Annotated in this window: 17 protein-coding genes and 1 other annotated feature; of the genes, 13 read left to right on the top strand and 4 right to left on the bottom strand. The window is 42.4% G+C overall.

The features are described 5' to 3' along the window. Positions 1 to 8: 8 nt before the first annotated feature. From NST65_RS12100 to NST65_RS12090, 3 genes are all read right to left on the bottom strand, one after another. On the bottom strand, positions 9 to 662 hold the full coding sequence (locus NST65_RS12100; protein ID WP_024427868.1) for an amino acid ABC transporter permease: 654 nt from the start codon (positions 660 to 662) through the stop codon (positions 9 to 11). Positions 663 to 739: 77 nt separating this feature from the next. Further along, positions 740 to 1,549, bottom strand: coding sequence for a transporter substrate-binding domain-containing protein (locus NST65_RS12095; protein WP_025092422.1), 810 nt, complete (start codon positions 1,547 to 1,549; stop codon positions 740 to 742). 13 nt (positions 1,550 to 1,562) lie between these two features. Next, complete coding sequence (locus NST65_RS12090; RefSeq protein WP_034622422.1) at positions 1,563 to 2,291, bottom strand: amino acid ABC transporter ATP-binding protein; 729 nt, start codon at positions 2,289 to 2,291, stop codon at positions 1,563 to 1,565. A 230-nt stretch (positions 2,292 to 2,521) separates the two neighbouring features. Between NST65_RS12090 and NST65_RS12085 the strand changes: the two genes are divergently transcribed. The 13 genes from NST65_RS12085 to udk all read left to right on the top strand — a co-directional run bounded on the left by NST65_RS12085 (position 2,522) and on the right by udk (position 15,773). Then, entirely contained in the window at positions 2,522 to 3,586 is a 1,065-nt protein-coding gene (locus NST65_RS12085) for an AI-2E family transporter (RefSeq protein WP_044331701.1), read from the top strand. 44 nt (positions 3,587 to 3,630) lie between these two features. Continuing rightward, positions 3,631 to 3,838 (top strand) — a binding site (T-box leader). Positions 3,839 to 3,918: 80 nt separating this feature from the next. Continuing rightward, positions 3,919 to 6,555 (top strand): alanine--tRNA ligase, encoded by a 2,637-nt coding sequence (gene alaS, locus NST65_RS12080; protein WP_061109407.1) that lies wholly within the window; start codon positions 3,919 to 3,921, stop codon positions 6,553 to 6,555. 89 nt (positions 6,556 to 6,644) lie between these two features. Continuing rightward, positions 6,645 to 6,911, top strand: coding sequence for an IreB family regulatory phosphoprotein (locus NST65_RS12075; protein WP_008358522.1), 267 nt, complete (start codon positions 6,645 to 6,647; stop codon positions 6,909 to 6,911). A gap of 3 nt (positions 6,912 to 6,914) precedes the next feature. Next, a complete protein-coding gene (gene ruvX / locus NST65_RS12070) occupies positions 6,915 to 7,331 on the top strand; it encodes a Holliday junction resolvase RuvX (RefSeq protein ID WP_024427871.1) in 417 nt (138 codons plus the stop codon). A gap of 15 nt (positions 7,332 to 7,346) precedes the next feature. Continuing rightward, on the top strand, positions 7,347 to 7,628 hold the full coding sequence (locus tag NST65_RS12065) for a DUF1292 domain-containing protein (protein ID WP_024423112.1): 282 nt from the start codon (positions 7,347 to 7,349) through the stop codon (positions 7,626 to 7,628). A 154-nt stretch (positions 7,629 to 7,782) separates the two neighbouring features. After that, positions 7,783 to 8,349: a biotin transporter BioY gene (locus tag NST65_RS12060; RefSeq protein ID WP_111926405.1), complete on the top strand. Its 567-nt coding sequence runs from the start codon at positions 7,783 to 7,785 to the stop codon at positions 8,347 to 8,349. Beyond that, a complete protein-coding gene (locus NST65_RS12055) occupies positions 8,346 to 9,809 on the top strand; it encodes an acyl-CoA synthetase (RefSeq protein ID WP_101676829.1) in 1,464 nt (487 codons plus the stop codon). Before NST65_RS12060 ends, NST65_RS12055 begins: the two co-directional genes overlap by 4 nt. Beyond that, the gene (locus NST65_RS12050; RefSeq protein WP_111926407.1) at positions 9,797 to 10,885 is read left to right on the top strand and encodes an acetyl-CoA C-acyltransferase; all 1,089 of its coding nucleotides are present in this window, start codon (positions 9,797 to 9,799) and stop codon (positions 10,883 to 10,885) included. Before NST65_RS12055 ends, NST65_RS12050 begins: the two co-directional genes overlap by 13 nt. A 73-nt stretch (positions 10,886 to 10,958) precedes the next feature. Further along, positions 10,959 to 12,041, top strand: coding sequence for an endolytic transglycosylase MltG (gene mltG / locus NST65_RS12045; protein WP_065214590.1), 1,083 nt, complete (start codon positions 10,959 to 10,961; stop codon positions 12,039 to 12,041). Positions 12,042 to 12,252: 211 nt separating this feature from the next. Next, positions 12,253 to 12,918: an O-methyltransferase gene (locus tag NST65_RS12040; protein ID WP_039180249.1), complete on the top strand. Its 666-nt coding sequence runs from the start codon at positions 12,253 to 12,255 to the stop codon at positions 12,916 to 12,918. Next, complete coding sequence (locus NST65_RS12035; protein ID WP_111926409.1) at positions 12,915 to 13,844, top strand: peptidase U32 family protein; 930 nt, start codon at positions 12,915 to 12,917, stop codon at positions 13,842 to 13,844. Before NST65_RS12040 ends, NST65_RS12035 begins: the two co-directional genes overlap by 4 nt. Before the next feature lie 20 nt (positions 13,845 to 13,864). Beyond that, positions 13,865 to 15,133 carry a U32 family peptidase gene (locus tag NST65_RS12030; RefSeq protein WP_111926411.1) on the top strand — a complete coding sequence of 423 codons (1,269 nt, stop codon included), beginning with the start codon at positions 13,865 to 13,867 and terminating at the stop codon, positions 15,131 to 15,133. Between the two features lie 7 nt (positions 15,134 to 15,140). After that, positions 15,141 to 15,773, top strand: a complete 633-nt coding sequence (udk, locus tag NST65_RS12025; RefSeq protein WP_024423106.1) for a uridine kinase — start codon at positions 15,141 to 15,143, stop codon at positions 15,771 to 15,773. A gap of 52 nt (positions 15,774 to 15,825) precedes the next feature. On the opposite strand, the gene NST65_RS12020 is transcribed toward udk, so the two are convergent. Beyond that, a complete protein-coding gene (locus NST65_RS12020; RefSeq protein ID WP_034279955.1) occupies positions 15,826 to 16,173 on the bottom strand; it encodes an Ig-like domain-containing protein in 348 nt (115 codons plus the stop codon). Positions 16,174 to 16,279: the final 106 nt, after the last annotated feature.

Here is a 16,279-nt window from a genome sequence, read left to right as displayed (position 1 = left end):
CCTCCTTTCTAGTGGCTTCTTGCTAATCTTCTTTCTAAATAACCGACGCCTAGACTGAGCGGAATGGTTAATAGCAGATAGAACATCGCAACAAAGATGTAGACATCAAACGTCACAAATGTTCTAGATGCAATAAGGTCTCCTTGATACATGAGATCAAACCCTGCAATGACACCTAAAATAGAGGAGTTTTTAACAAGGTTTATAAATTGATTCCCAAGAGGAGGAATGACGATTTTAATTGCCTGCGGCAAAATGATATACCGCATCGTCCCGCCATATGATAGACCTGAGGCGCGGGCTGCTTCCATTTGTCCAAGGGGCACAGCTTGTATCCCTGCACGAATGGCTTCAGCAATAAAGGCAGAGGTATAAATGGCAAGAGCAATCGTACCAGCAGTAAAGCCATCTGCTACAATACCTAACACGGGTAAACCAAAGAAGAAAACAAAGGTGATCAATAATAACGGAATATTCCGAATAAATTCCACGTAAGCCGTCCCTAACCAGTTAAGCGGCCTGAGTGGCGCAATTCTCATAATGGCAATGAGTGTACCGATCAAAAAGCTTCCAATCAGAGCAATCACACTTGCACCAATGGTATATTTAAAGCCTTCTAAATAAAGATGAACATTTTCAGTGAGAATGGAAAACCGCAGCAATCAGTTCACTTCCTTCCTGATCAACAGGGGAGCCATGGAGCGGCTCACCTGAGGCATCGATCTTGACGAAACAAACGTTATTCTTTGATCCATTTTTTAAGAATCTTGTCATACTCTCCATTGTCTTTTAACGTTTTTAAGGCTTTATTGATCGCATCTGTTAATTCTTGATCGCCTTTTTTCACAGCAATGCCATAAGGCTCATCTGTAAAGGTGCCGCCGACCACTTCGTAATTTGAATCCTCATCTGCCATACCAAATAAGATCGCATTATCAGTTGTCAGCACTTGCCCTTGATTTGATTTTAATGCTGTAAAAGCCTCCTGATAGTTCTCAAATTCTAATACGGATGCTTCAGGTGCTTTCTCACGGATATTTTGAGAAGAAGTGGAGCCTTTCACGGCCAGCACCTTCGTTCCTTTTTTAAGATCATCAATGGATTGAATGTCGCTTCCTTTTTTCACAAGCAGTGATTGTCCTGCTTCAAAGTATACATCTGAGAAATTGACTTCTTTTTTACGCTCTTCTGTAATTGTCATGGTCGCAACAATCGCATGGATATCCCCTTTTTGAAGCAAAGGAATTCTTGTTTTAGATGTCACTTCCTTAAATTCTGCTTTTCCTTCATCGCCGAGTATTTCCTTTGTAATGGCTTTTGCAATGTCAATATCAAATCCTTCAATATCACCGCTGCTCGGATTTTTTAGACCGAATAAACGTGTGTCATTTTTTACACCGAAAATGATTTTTTTGTCTTTCTTAATGGCTTCTAAAGAACTTCCTTGTTTTGCATCAGTTGACCCTTTTTCAGTAGATCCACAAGCAGCCAAAGCGGCGATGCAGCAAGTCATAAAGAGCAGCAGGCCAAAGCGTTTCATTTTTTTCATCAAACCATTCCCCCTAGTGATTTAATATACGGCTTAAAAATAATTGAGCACGTTTCTCTTGCGGTTTTTCATAAAATGCAGCCGGTGTTGATTCTTCAAGAATTCTGCCTTCATCAATAAAGACAATACGGTCAGCCACTTCGCGGGCAAAGCCCATCTCATGTGTGACGACAACCATGGTCATGCCTTCACGAGCCAGCTGCTTCATCACATCTAATACCTCGCCGATCATCTCTGGATCAAGTGCAGATGTCGGTTCGTCGAAAAGCATCACCTCCGGCTTCATCGCAAGCCCTCTTGCAATGGCAACGCGCTGCTGCTGTCCGCCCGAGAGTCGTGAAGGGTAGGTGTCTGCCTTTTCAGGAATGCCGACTTTATTTAAATAAAATTCAGCTGTTTCCTTTGCTTCTGCTTTGCTCACTTTTTTGACCTTCATCGGCGCAAGCATAATGTTTTCAAGCACCGTCTTATGCGGATAGAGGTGAAAATGCTGAAAGACCATGCCGATATTTTGCCTGACAAGATTGATGTTGGTCTTCGGATGCTGAACAGACACTTGGTTGACGAGAACTTTTCCCGCATCAATGCTTTCAAGACGATTGATACACCTGAGCATCGTGCTTTTACCAGACCCTGAAGGACCGATGATCACAACAACCTCCCCTTTTTGAATATGTAGGTTAATGTCCTTAAGTACATGGAACTGGCCATAATGCTTGTTGACTTCTTCGAATGTGATCATGAAGAACCTCCTCTTGTGTTTCATTGGCTAAAGCTAAAGTGGATTCTAGCACAACTTGTGTAAAAAGAAGTAAATGATGGAATATTTTCTGACGAGATTTTACAGCAAACAGTGACTTTGGATGGAGCTGTATGTTTCATGTGTATTCATTTTTAACAAAGTTAGGACAAATTTTATTTACGTGGATAATTGCAGAAGATGGTTAAACAATAAGAAAAGAGGTGAAAAAGGTGAAGAAACGTCCGATCCAATTTCTAATATATGCTGCAGGGGTCCTGCTTGTCCTTGCATCCTTGCTCATTTTACTGCAGCTCGACGAGTTATGGATGCCTGTTTTTTTATTGCTGAAGGCGGTTCTCATTCCGCTTCTCATCGCTATTTTTATTTCTTATCTGCTTTATCCGATTGTGGAAAGACTGCATGCACGAGGGCTGCCGAGAACAGTCAGTCTCTTACTCATCTATGTCCTGTTTTTTGGCGGGATTGGTTTTGCGGTATATAAAGGAGCGCCTGTTATGATCGCACAGTTAAATGAGCTGTCAGAACAAATTCCTGTCATCGCTGAAACGTATAATGGGGCTTTATCACATATTCATCATCATACGAGCCACTGGCCTGACGGACTTCATGACCGCTTGGACCGCTTCATTGTTCAATCGGAGACATATGCAGCCAATAGCGCTGAGCGGATGATTCTTAGCTGTAAAGTTTTATTTGATTACGCTTTAGTTGCAGCACTCATCCCTTTTCTTGTTTTTTATATGGTAAAAGACATGAGTACGATGAAACGGGCGGCATGGTATTTAACGCCGCCGTCATTTAGGAAGAGGGGGCATGCCTTTGTGAAAGCAGTGGATGAATCGCTTGGTGATTATATTCGAGGGCAGCTGCTTGTCTGTTCTTTAATCGGGGGTGCAGCAGCCATTGTGCTTTGGCTTTTTCATATCCCGTATCCGCTCGTTCTTGGCATGCTGATAGGAGCAACGAACGTGATTCCGTATTTTGGACCGATAATTGGCGCAGTGCCTGCCATCTTTATTGCGTTTACCATCTCAGTGAAATCGGTCATCATCGTATTGATCACAGTAGCGGTGCTGCAATTTTTAGAGAGCAATGTCCTCAGCCCGATCATTGTAGGGCGAAGTCTTCATATGCATCCTGTCGTTATTATGCTTGTCTTGCTTGCAGGAGGGGAGCTGTTTGGCTTAATTGGGATGATTTTAGCTGTACCAGCAGCTGCGATTATCAGGGTGATCATTGTGCAATATATCCTGATGAGACGAAGCGTTCATTGACAAGACGAGCCGAGTTGTCTATAATAATTTCGATTCATACATATTGAAATTCAATGACGGACCCGAGTACGTTAAAAAGCTGTTGCAGAGAGAGGCTTTATTTGCTGAGAAAAGCCTTATCAGACCTTTAACGGAAGCTAGTCCCGAGTGCAGATAAACACTGCCGCTCTCTTCCGGCGTTATCGGATGTGAAGGTGATAGACGAATGTGTCTATAATCAGGGTGGTACCGCGAGAACATCTCGTCCCTGTGTAAGTCGTTTTGTGCTTGCATAGGGCGGGATGTTTTTTCGTTTGTGTGGAGATTGATGAATGAAAAGGGAGGATTTTTGAATGAAAACTTTAACTTCAGCTCAAGTACGTCAAATGTTTTTAGACTTTTTTAAAGAAAAAGGACATGCTGTAGAACCGAGTGCGTCACTTGTACCGCATGACGATCCGACACTTTTATGGATCAACAGTGGGGTGGCAACATTAAAAAAATATTTTGATGGCCGCGTCGTACCTGACAATCCGCGTATTTGCAACGCGCAAAAATCGATTCGTACGAATGATATTGAAAATGTAGGGAAGACAGCACGTCATCACACGTTCTTTGAAATGCTTGGCAACTTCTCTATTGGTGATTATTTTAAAGAAGAGGCCATTGAATGGGCGTGGGAATTCCTCACAAGTGAAGAGTGGATTGGCTTTGATCCGAATTTGTTATCTGTGACAGTCCACCCAGAGGACGAAGAAGCATATATTCTTTGGAGAGATAAAATTGGTGTGCCTGAAGAACGTATTATTCGTCTTGAAGGAAACTTCTGGGATATTGGCGAGGGCCCAAGCGGACCAAATACAGAAATTTTCTATGATCGCGGTGAATCATACGGTGACGACATGAACGATCCAGAATTATATCCAGGCGGGGAAAACGAGCGTTATCTAGAAGTATGGAATCTTGTGTTCTCTGAATTCAACCATAATCCAGATGGATCATATACCCCACTGCCGAAGAAAAACATAGATACAGGGATGGGCCTTGAACGAATGGTATCTGTCATTCAAAATGTGCCAACGAACTTCGATACAGACCTTTTCATGCCGATTATTCGTGCAGTCGAAACCATTTCTGGAGAAAGCTATGGTTTGGCGAAGGAAAAAGATACAGCATTTAAAGTCATTGCTGACCATATCCGGACAGTTGCCTTTGCTGTAAGCGACGGTGCGCTTCCTTCCAATGAAGGCCGCGGATATGTATTAAGACGTTTGCTGCGCCGCGCTGTGCGTTATGCAAAAACGATCCATATCCACCGTCCGTTTATGTATGATCTAGTGCCAGTTGTTGCTGAGATCATGAAGGATTTCTACCCAGATGTACAAGCAAAAGAAGAATTTATTGCGAAAGTCATCAAAAACGAAGAAGAACGTTTCCACGAAACACTGAACGAAGGGTTAGCGATTTTGTCAGAAGTGATCAAAAAAGAAAGAGACAAAGGCAGCTCACAAATTTCAGGTGAAGATGTATTTAAGCTGTATGACACGTATGGATTCCCTGTCGAGCTGACAGAAGAATACGCAGAAGATGAAAACATGACAGTTGATCGAGAAGGCTTCCAAGCGGAAATGGAGAAGCAGCGTGAACGGGCAAGAAATGCGAGACAAGATGTCGGCAGTATGCAGGTTCAAGGCGGCGCTTTAGGCGATATTAAAGTGGAAAGTACCTTTGTTGGCTACGAAAATTTAACTGCGGAAACTCGCATTATCGAACTGCTTCAAAATGGTGAACTTGTCTCTGAAGCACATGAAGGAGACACGGTGCAAATCTTGTTAGATGAAACACCTTTCTATGCGGAAAGCGGCGGACAAGTGGCTGATAAAGGGACACTAAAAAGTGCAGAAGCCATCATTGAGATCAAAGACGTGAAAAAAGCACCAAACGGTCAGCATGTCCATGAAGGAGTTGTCGTAAGCGGTACGGCTCAAAAAGGTCTCGAGGTCACTGCTGAAGTGGAATCAGCTCTTCGAAAAGGCATTGTGAAAAACCATACAGCGACACACCTTCTGCATCAGGCGCTGAAAGATGTATTAGGCAGCCACGTGAACCAAGCAGGGTCATTGGTGAATGAAAACAGACTTCGCTTTGATTTCTCTCACTTTGGACAAGTGACGAAAGAAGAATTGTCTCAGATTGAAAAAATCGTGAACGAAAAGATTTGGGAAGGTATCTCAGTTGCTATTGATCTGAAACCAATTGCTGAAGCAAAAGAAATGGGTGCAATGGCGCTCTTTGGCGAGAAGTATGGCGATATTGTCCGTGTTGTCCAAGTGGGCGATTACAGCATCGAGCTATGCGGCGGCTGTCACGTGCAGAACACTGCGGAAATCGGTTTGTTTAAAATCGCTTCTGAGTCGGGTATTGGTGCTGGAACACGTCGTATTGAAGCTGTGACTGGAAAAGGTGCTTATGAAGAATTAAATGACCAGCTGGCGATTTTAGAGCAGGCAGCAAGCGAGCTGAAGTCAAATACGAAGGATGTACCAAAACGGATTGCTTCATTACAGGCAGATTTAAAAGAGGTTCAAAGAGAAAACGAATCTCTCCTTGCGAAATTAAGCCAAGCAGAAGCAGGCTCTATTTTAGAGAAAGTGACAGAAGTTGGCGGAGTGAAAGTATTAACTGAAAAAGTAAATGCTAAAGACATGAACCATTTAAGAACAATGGTTGATGACTTAAAAGCTAAATTAGGATCAGCTGTCATCGTCCTGGGAGCCGTTCAAAACGGAAAAGTAAACATTTCAGCAGGAGTAACAAAAGACGTGATCGAAAAAGGTCTTCATGCAGGAAAGCTTGTGAAGCAGGCAGCTGAAATCTGCGGCGGAGGCGGAGGCGGACGTCCAGACATGGCACAAGCAGGCGGAAAACAACCAGAAAAGCTTGAAGAAGCACTGGCAACTGTCGAAGAATCTGTCAAATCCGTTTTATAATCAGGCGATGTAGTGTAGAATAATGGTATTAGATGAGCGGTTAGAAAAAAGCTTGCTAGTAGAATGTTGGAAGAGAGGTGCAAGAAGCAGTGAGTTCATTTGATAAGACAATGAAGTTTAACTTCTCTGATGATTCAGCTGAAACCAATGTGAATGAAGTGCTCATTACAGTTCATGACGCACTCCAAGAAAAAGGATACAACCCGATCAATCAAATTGTCGGATACTTGCTGTCAGGCGACCCTGCTTATATTCCAAGACATCAGGATGCACGCAACCTAATTCGTAAACTAGAACGAGACGAATTAATTGAGGAATTGGTTAAATCGTACTTAGAGACACATAAAGAGGCGTAAAACATGAGAATTCTGGGCTTAGATTTAGGCACGAAAACCCTTGGTGTTGCGATCAGTGATGAAATGGGATGGACAGCGCAAGGGATTGAAACAATTAAAATTGATGAAGCAGGCGGAGACTTTGGTCTCAGCCGCCTGTCTGAGATCGTTGCAGAATTTGGAGCGGATAAAATTGTACTTGGCTTTCCAAAAAATATGAACGGCACGGTCGGTCCTAGAGGCGAAGCCAGCCAATCATTTGCGAAAGTGCTAGAAAACACGTACAATGTTCCTGTTGTGCTTTGGGACGAGCGTCTGTCAACAATGGCAGCGGAAAAAATGCTCATCTCTGCAGATGTGAGCAGACAAAAGCGTAAAAAAGTCATTGATAAAATGGCGGCTGTTATGATCCTGCAAGGATATTTAGACAGCTTAAATTAAAATGAGGTGAATCAAATGGAACACGGAGAAAAGCAAATTACAATCGTTGATGATAATGGAAATGAACAGCTTTGCGAAGTACTATTTACTTTTGAAAGCGACCATTTTAACAAATCTTATGTCCTTTACTACCCAATTTCTGAGCAAGACAATGAGGAAATTGAAATTCATGCATCAAGCTTTACACCGAACGAAGACGGTGAAGATGGCGAGCTAGAGCCGATTGAAACGGATGAAGAATGGGACATGATTGAAGAAACGTTAAATACGTTCTTAGATCAAGAAGACGAAGAATAGAACAAATAAAAGGCCTGTGAACAGATCTTCTTGATCTTTCTTCACAGGTCTTTTTTTACGATCAATATGTTAACTTTATTTTATTTTATGTTGACATAATGAATTTTACCTTTTACTCTGTTTTTAACAATAAATTGAGTGAGGGGCATGGAGATTGAAAATACAAGATATGATGCAAATAGCGTTAATGACAGCGGTCATCGGGATGTTAGGCTTAATCCCGCCGATTTTACTTACATTTACACCTGTACCGATTACATTGCAAACCGCAGGTCTTTTGCTTGCTGGCGGGCTGTTAAAGCCTAAACAAGCACTAATCAGTTTATGTCTTTTTCTTTTGGTTGTGGCAGCAGGCGCACCTCTTTTGTCAGGCGGGAGAGGCGGGATAGGGGTCTTTTTTGGTCCAAGCGGTGGTTTTCTTCTTGCTTATCCTGTTGCTGCCTTCATGATCAGCTTATGGGTGAACCGGCTGAACAAAGTAACCGCACTGCGTCTTTTTGTGATCTATGCGGTTTGCAGTATTGTGATTTTGTATATGTGCGGCATCCCCTTTCAAGCCATGATGATGCATATGAAGGTCTCGCAGGCGACTTTCCTTAGTTTGATTTATCTTCCAGGTGATCTCATCAAAGCGGGAATGTGTGCTGTCTTTACGGTCAAAATCATACAGGCCATGTCATATCGAAAAAGGGATCTGCATAAAGGGAGGCGTGCAGTTTGAACAGAATAACGGAAAGCTATGCAGTACATGCAGAAATGAAACCAGATCAGATTGCCATCATAGATGAGCAAGAAAGCATTACATATCAAGATTGGTATGAACGTGTGCAGAGATCAGCACAGTGGTTACAAGGAACGGCTCATCAGCAAAAAAGAATCGCTTTTTTATTATCAAATGGTGCTTCTTTTTTGCAAATATTTGCGGGCGCTGCTTATGCAGGATGGACAGCCGTTCCGCTTGATCCGAGATGGAGTCATGAAGAATGTGTCGAAAAGCTCCTGTTAAGTGAGGCGGATCTCGCCATTATAGAGGATCGATTGATAAAGAGATTTGAACAGGGAAGCGTGGACATGCCGCTTCTTTCTTTATCTGAATGGAAGGAAAGAATGAGCCTTCTCACAGACAGTCCATATAACAGCTGCGATACCGAGAAGGATCCTGTCTTTTATATGGGATTTACGTCAGGATCAACGGGCTCACCGAAAGCCTTTATTAGGCGTCAGCAGTCTTGGATCGAGAGCTTTCAAATGACCGCCGCTTCATTTGGAATCACTCATCAAGATCATGCTCTTATATTAGGTACACTCTTATCCTCTCACTTTTTATATGGTGCCATCAGTACATTATACTTTGGCGGCACAGTGACGCTTTTAGAAAAATTTGTGCCAGTAAAAGCGAAGAAAGCCTTAGAGACAGGTGATATCACCGTGATGTATACTGTCCCGACAATGACAGAAACGTTACTGCAAATCGATGCTTTTAGAGAAGACAATCCGCTTCTTGTCATGTCATCGGGAGCAGATTGGAGCATCTCTTCAAAAGAACAGCTCGTGACCAACTATCCACATGTTACTTTTTTTGATTTTTATGGCACATCAGAGTTAAGTTTTGTCTCTTATTTGTCTTCAAATGACTTTATGCAAAAACCTTCTTCTGTTGGACGGCCTTTCTTCTCCATTCAAGTAGAAGTAAGGCGGCCCGATCAATCTGTCTGTCAGCCAAATGAAACAGGGAGAATTTATGTAAAGAGCCCAATGACGTTTTCAGGATACTTGCATGAGCAGAAACCGCCGGAGGAGTGGCTGACAGTTTACGATATGGGATGGCTGGATGAAGACGGTTATCTGTATATGAGCGGTCGTGAGAATGGCATGATTGTCTATGGAGGACTAAATATTTTCCCAGAGGAAATTGAGCGTGTGCTAAATGAACAGCCAGGGGTCAAACGGTCGATTGTGGTTGGCGTTCCTGACCCATATTGGGGTGAAATCCCTGTTGCCATATTGGAGCAAGTGCCGCAAATAAAGGCGGTTCGACAAGCTGTTAAAGAAAAGCTGGCGGCATACAAGGTACCAAAAAAATGGCTTGTGATTGATCAAATGATTGAAACATCCGGCGGAAAAATAGCCCGCGCGAGCATGAAAAAGTGGGCGGAGGAGCAATTGTCATGCAAGCAGTGATCGTAGAAGCAAAACGAACACCCTTCGGTGACAAAAATGGGATGCTGAAAAATTATCGCCCAGAGCAATTAGCCGTACCCCTTATTCGGCATTTGTCTCAGATGAGGACGCCGGATGACGTCATATTAGGCAATGTCGTCGGAGGCGGTGGAAATATGGCCCGTCTGTCCTCATTAGAAGCAGGTCTTCCTTTACACGTTCCCGGTATGACAATTGACAGGCAGTGTGCCTCGGGTCTTGAAGCGATCCGAACAGCTTGCGTCATGGTTCAATCGGGGGAGGGCACGATGTATATCGCTGGCGGGACTGAGAGCATTTCCAGATCACCAATGAAAGAGAGAGCCCGCTTTTCACCGGAGCGGATAGGAGATCCGCATATGGGAGAAGCAGCTGAGCTGACCGCGTCGGCATTTTCTGTCACGAGAAAAGAACAAGATGACTATGCCCTTTTAAGCTGGGAAAGAAGTTTAGCAGCATTCACACATGGTACATATTCAGAAGAAATCGTTTCGATTGACGGGATGAACATAGATGAAGCGACTGCTAAAATAAGACCGATGGCAAAGCTGATCAAGCGGGCAAAGCCTGTATTTTTACCGGGAAAAGGAACTGTGACCGCCGCCAATAGCTGTAAGGAAGCAGACGGAGCAGCCGCCGTCGCTGTGATGGAAAGATCGCTAGCGGAAGCAAGTGGATATAAGGTGATGCTACGGTATGCCGGAAGTGCTGTGACAGCGATACATCCTCATTTTCCAGCTGCTTCACCAATTGATGCGATCAAGAAGCTTTTACATCAAGAGAACATCAAGGCAGAGGAAGTGGCGCTATTTGAAATCAATGAAGCGTTTGCGCTGAAAGCTGCACTTATTGCCCGGACGCTGGGGATACCATATGACCGGATCAATAGAAGAGGCGGTGCACTTTGCCTTGGGCATCCTTACAGCGCGTCAGGAGCTGCTATGATGGTGAGATTATTTTATGAAGGGCGCACCTTACCGAATGGAAGCTATGTCATGGCTGCTATTGGAAGCGGTGGCGGCGTTGGTTTAGCCGTTTTGTGGCAAGTTCTGTCATGACATGCATAAGCAAGGAATTGCCGAACTCCGTCGAATCATGTACTATAAAAGCTAGATGTGAGGAGGGCCATGCATGTTTTCAGAACAAAAGAAACGACCATTCTTCAAAAGAAAAATGGGGATCGTCCTGTTATCTGTCCTTGCTGTCATCATCATTGCAGCATTATCAGGCTTTTTATATGTTAAATCAGCACTCGGACCGGTCGATCAAAAAAGTAAACAAACCATTAATATTCATATTCCAAATGGGACATCTGTCCGCGAAATTGCGGGCATTTTAAAAGAAAATGGGCTCATTTCGAATGACGCGATTTTTACTTATTATGCAAAATACAAAAAGGCGTCCGGCTTTAAAGCGGGATATTTTCATTTAAAACAAACAATGGACGCAGACACGCTGATCAAAAAGCTGACATCTGGCGGGACAGATTACGCCTTTCAGCTTGTGATTCCAGAGGGAAGACAGCTGTCTGATATTGCAGCCATTATTGCAAATCAGACGAATTTTTCAGCGAAGGAAGTTGAAGCGAAGCTGGATGATCCTGATTTTATTCAAACACTAATGAAAAAATATCCGAAAACCGTGACATCACAGGTGAATGGAAAACAGGTGAAACATCCGTTGGAGGGTTATTTATTCCCTGCTACGTATCCATTTTATCGTGAGGATGAATCGCTCGAAACGATCATTGAAACGATGATTAAACAAACAGATCAATACGTGAAAACGTATGAAAAAGACATGAAAAAGAGAAACATGTCCATACATGATGTGTTAACGATGGCATCACTGATTGAAATGGAAGCAACAGAAAAGACAGATCGGGCAAAAATCTCAAGTGTATTCTATAACCGGTTGAAAAAGGACATGCCGCTTCAAACTGATCCAACCGTTCTTTATGCACTTGGTGAGCATAAATCCCGCGTGTATTACAAAGACCTAAAAGTAAAATCGCCTTATAACACGTATAACAATAAAGGGCTGCCGCCTGGACCTATTGCAAATGCAGGTGAATCTTCTTGGAAAGCCGCACTGCATCCAGAGAAAACGGATTACGTTTACTTCCTTGCGAAGAAAAATGGAGAGGTCGTATTTACGAAAACGTTAAATGAGCATAATAAAGCAAAAGCGAAATACATCACAGGCAGCAATTAATGTACAAGTGAATCGAAAAAGACTGTAGACAATACGAGATTGCCTGCAGTTTTTTTCGTTGGAATCTCCATTTTATAGGTTCGCAATTGCCACTTCTTTGTGGTAAAATATATCGGGTTGTTTTTACTTAGATGAACGAAAGATTGACGAGAAAGAGAGCTGCAATAGGCAGGACTCTTCTTTTTCAGGTCATGAAGGAGCTAGACAGATAATGACTATCGAAGATGATCGAATAAATGATTATATTGAACATTTAATTCACCCAAGTCCTGATGCAATCGCTCAATTAGAGATCTATGCAAAAGAGCATCATGTGCCAATTATGGAAAAGGTGAGCATTGAGCTTTTACTGCAGCTGCTTTCGATGAAAAAGCCGAAAAAAATTCTTGAGGTTGGGACAGCAATTGGCTATTCCGCCATTCGAATGGCAACAGCTCTGCCAGATGCTGAGATTTATACGATTGAGCGCAATGCAAAGCGCTATGAAGAAGCAACACGGAATATTGAGGAATTAAAGTTAAAAGAAAGAATACACGTGTTTTTTGGTGATGCGATGGAATCGGCTAAAACGGTCCAAACGATGGCGCCCTATGATGTGATCTTTATTGATGCTGCAAAAGGGCAGTACAAGCGTTTCTTTGAATTGTTTGAACCGATGCTCGCTCATGACGGAATGATTATTACAGACAATGTCTTATTTAAAGGCTTAGTGGCAACGAATTATGAAGAAGAAATTGAAGATAAACGAAAAAAACAATTAATTGGAAAAATTGATCGATACAATCAATGGCTCATGTCAAACCCTGATTTCCAAACGTGCATTATTCCAGTTGGAGACGGGATCGCCATTAGTACAAAAAGAGGTGACCAATCATGAAGAAACCAGAATTGCTTGTGACGCCAAGCAGCGTGTCAGACGTACTGCCATTAATTGAGGCAGGAGCTGATGCATTCTTAATAGGCGAACAAACATACGGTATTCGTCTTGCAGGTGAGTTTTCAAGAGAAGATGTGAAACAAACGGTAGAGCTTGCACATGCCCATCACAAAAAAGTGTATGTGGCGATGAATGCGATTTTTCATAATGACCGCGTGCAGCTGCTTGGAGATTATTTAATCTTTCTCGATTCATTAAACGTGGACGGCGTCGTTTTTGGAGACCCGGCCGTGATCATGGCCGCAAAGGAAACAGGGGTGAACCTGAACCTTCACTGGAGTACAGAAACGACTGGAACCAACTATTACACTTGTAACTATTGGGGCAGAAAAGGCGCATCGCGTGCTGTTCTTGCTAAAGAGCTGAATATGGACAGTGTGATCGACATCAAAGAAAATGCTGAGGTGGAGATTGAAATTCAAGTTCATGGCATGACATGTATGTTTCAATCAAAACGTACGCTCATCGGCAACTACTTTGAATACCAGGGCAAACAAATGGACGTCGTAGGCAGAAATATGGAGGAAGGGCTATTCCTGCATGACCAAGAGCGTCAAAACAAATACCCTATTTTCGAGGATGCAAACGGGACACATATTATGAGTCCAAATGATGTGTGTATGATTGACGAATTAGAAGAGTTTGTTGACGCAGGCATTGACTCATTTAAAATTGACGGAATTTTAAAGTCACTTTCTTATATGACAGAGGTGACATCACTTTATAGAAAAGCAATTGATTTACTAACGACTGACAAAGACGCGTATGAAGATCAGAAAGAAGACTGGGTGAAGCGGATTGAAGAGATTCAACCAGTGAATCGTTCGATTGATACAGGGTTCTTCTTTAAAGAAACGGTTTATTAAGATAAGAGGAGGCAGAGGAAATGGCATTATTGAAAGATGGTATTTCTGAAATGATTGATGGGAAACGTGTCATTACAAAAAAACCAGAACTGCTTGCACCCGCAGGAAACTTGGAAAAGCTGAAAATTGCTGTACATTACGGAGCTGACGCTGTTTTTATTGGCGGGAAAGAATTTGGACTTCGCTCAAATGCAGATAACTTTTCAATTGAAGAAATGGCAGAAGGTGTCGCATTTGCAAACAAATATGGTGCACGCATTTATGTGACAACAAATATCTTCGCTCACAATGAAAACATGGACGGGCTGGAGGAATACCTTCAAGGGATCGAAAGCGCTGGAGTAGCAGGCATTATTGTAGCTGATCCACTAATCATTGAAACATGTAAACGTGTTGCACCGAAGCTTGAAGTCCATTTAAGCACACAGCAATCTCTTTCAAATTGGAAAGCTGTTCAGTTTTGGAAGGAAGAAGGGCTTGAGCGTGTGGTGCTCGCACGTGAAACTAGTGCGCTAGAAATTAGAGAAATGAAAGAAAAGGTCGATATTGAAATCGAAACATTCATTCACGGTGCGATGTGTATCGCATACTCTGGCCGCTGCGTGCTCAGTAACCATATGACGGCAAGAGATTCTAACCGCGGAGGCTGCTGCCAGTCCTGCCGCTGGGATTATGATCTTTATAAACTAGAAGGTTCTGAGGAAGCGCCTTTATTTGGTGAGGAAGATGCGCCATTTGCAATGAGTCCAAAAGATTTGAAGCTTGTTGAATCCATTCCTCAAATGATCGAAATGGGAATTGACAGCTTAAAAATCGAAGGACGGATGAAATCCATTCATTATGTTGCCACTGTTGTAAGTGTATATCGCAAAGTCATTGATGCGTATTGTGCTGATCCAGACAATTTTGTCATTCAGCAGGAATGGTTAGATGAATTAGATAAATGTGCAAACCGTGACACAGCACCAGCCTTTTTCGAAGGCGTACCAGGAACGGATGAACAAATGTTTGGCATCCATGGGAAGAAAACGACATTTGATTTCGCAGGTCTTGTGCTTCATTATGATGAAAATGAACAAATCGTGACATTGCAGCAGCGTAACTTCTTTAAGCAAGGCGACGAAGTCGAATTCTTCGGACCAGAAATTGAGAATTTCACATGCAAAATTGAAACGATTTGGGATGAAAAAGGAAATGAACTAGATGCTGCTCGTCATCCGCTGCAAATCGTCAAATTCAAGCTTGATCAAAAAGTATACCCTAGCAACATGATGAGAAAGGGGAAATAACAGCCACATGAGGAGTAAACCAGTTGTCATTGGTATTGCTGGCGGCTCGGGTTCAGGTAAAACGAGCGTCACCAATTCGATCTATGAAAAATTTAAAGGACATTCCATCCTCATGCTTCAGCAAGACTTATATTACAAAAATCAAAGTCATATGCCATTTGAAGAACGCCTGCTCACGAACTATGATCATCCGCTTGCATTCGACAATGACCTGATGTTTGAGCATTTGGAACAGCTCTTAAGGTATGAATCCATTGAAAAACCAATATATGATTTTAAACTAAACACACGTTCAGAAGAGACGGTTCATGTTGAGCCGAAGGATGTCATTATCGTTGAAGGTATCTTTGCGCTCGAAGACGAACGTTTGAGAGATTTAATGGATATTAAACTGTATGTTGATACAGATGCAGACCTTCGCATCATCCGCCGTATTTTACGCGATACGAAGGAAAGAGGCCGGTCGATCGATTCTGTGATTGAACAATATGTATCTGTTGTCAGACCGATGCATAATCAATTCATTGAACCAACGAAACGATACGCCGATATCATCATCCCAGAAGGCGGCCAAAACCATGTGGCGATAGACTTAATGGTGACAAAAATTCAAACGATTCTTCAAAACCGAGCAGAGTAAATGGTGGAGAAGAAAAAGACCTTTACAGTGTAAAGGTCTTTTCAGCATCATATTAATAAACAGTCACGAAAACTTGTCCTAAGACAGACGTCCCTTTATAAAGAGTGATAGTGGCTTTGCCAGGTGAATGAGCGGTCACTATTCCATTAGAGCTAACAGAAGCTACACTCTGTTTATCTGTCCAATAACGTGTAGCTGCAGAATTATAGACCGAGTATTGCTCACCAACTCTTAAAGATACACTGTAATCTTGAATCGAAATCACATCTAAAGTTTGAAATCCAGAAGAGCTGCTATTGACTGTGAAATCCGCTGTTTCTTTGGCGGAAGCCATGCCCATTAGTGAAAAAGATAAGGTAGAGATGGATAGAACAGAAACAATTGTTTTCTTCATGTTCATTTAAAACACTCCCTAGCATGTATTTGGTCTTGCATTGATAAAATTCAATAAAAACCAAATATTTCCTTGTTAATATTTGTTAATTATGTGTGAACATTTATTAAAG

It is taken from the genome of Bacillus sp. FSL P4-0248, assembly GCF_038593305.1.
Classification (GTDB): domain Bacteria; phylum Bacillota; class Bacilli; order Bacillales; family Bacillaceae; genus Bacillus; species Bacillus safensis.
This window is presented reverse-complemented; position numbering and strand designations above follow the sequence as displayed.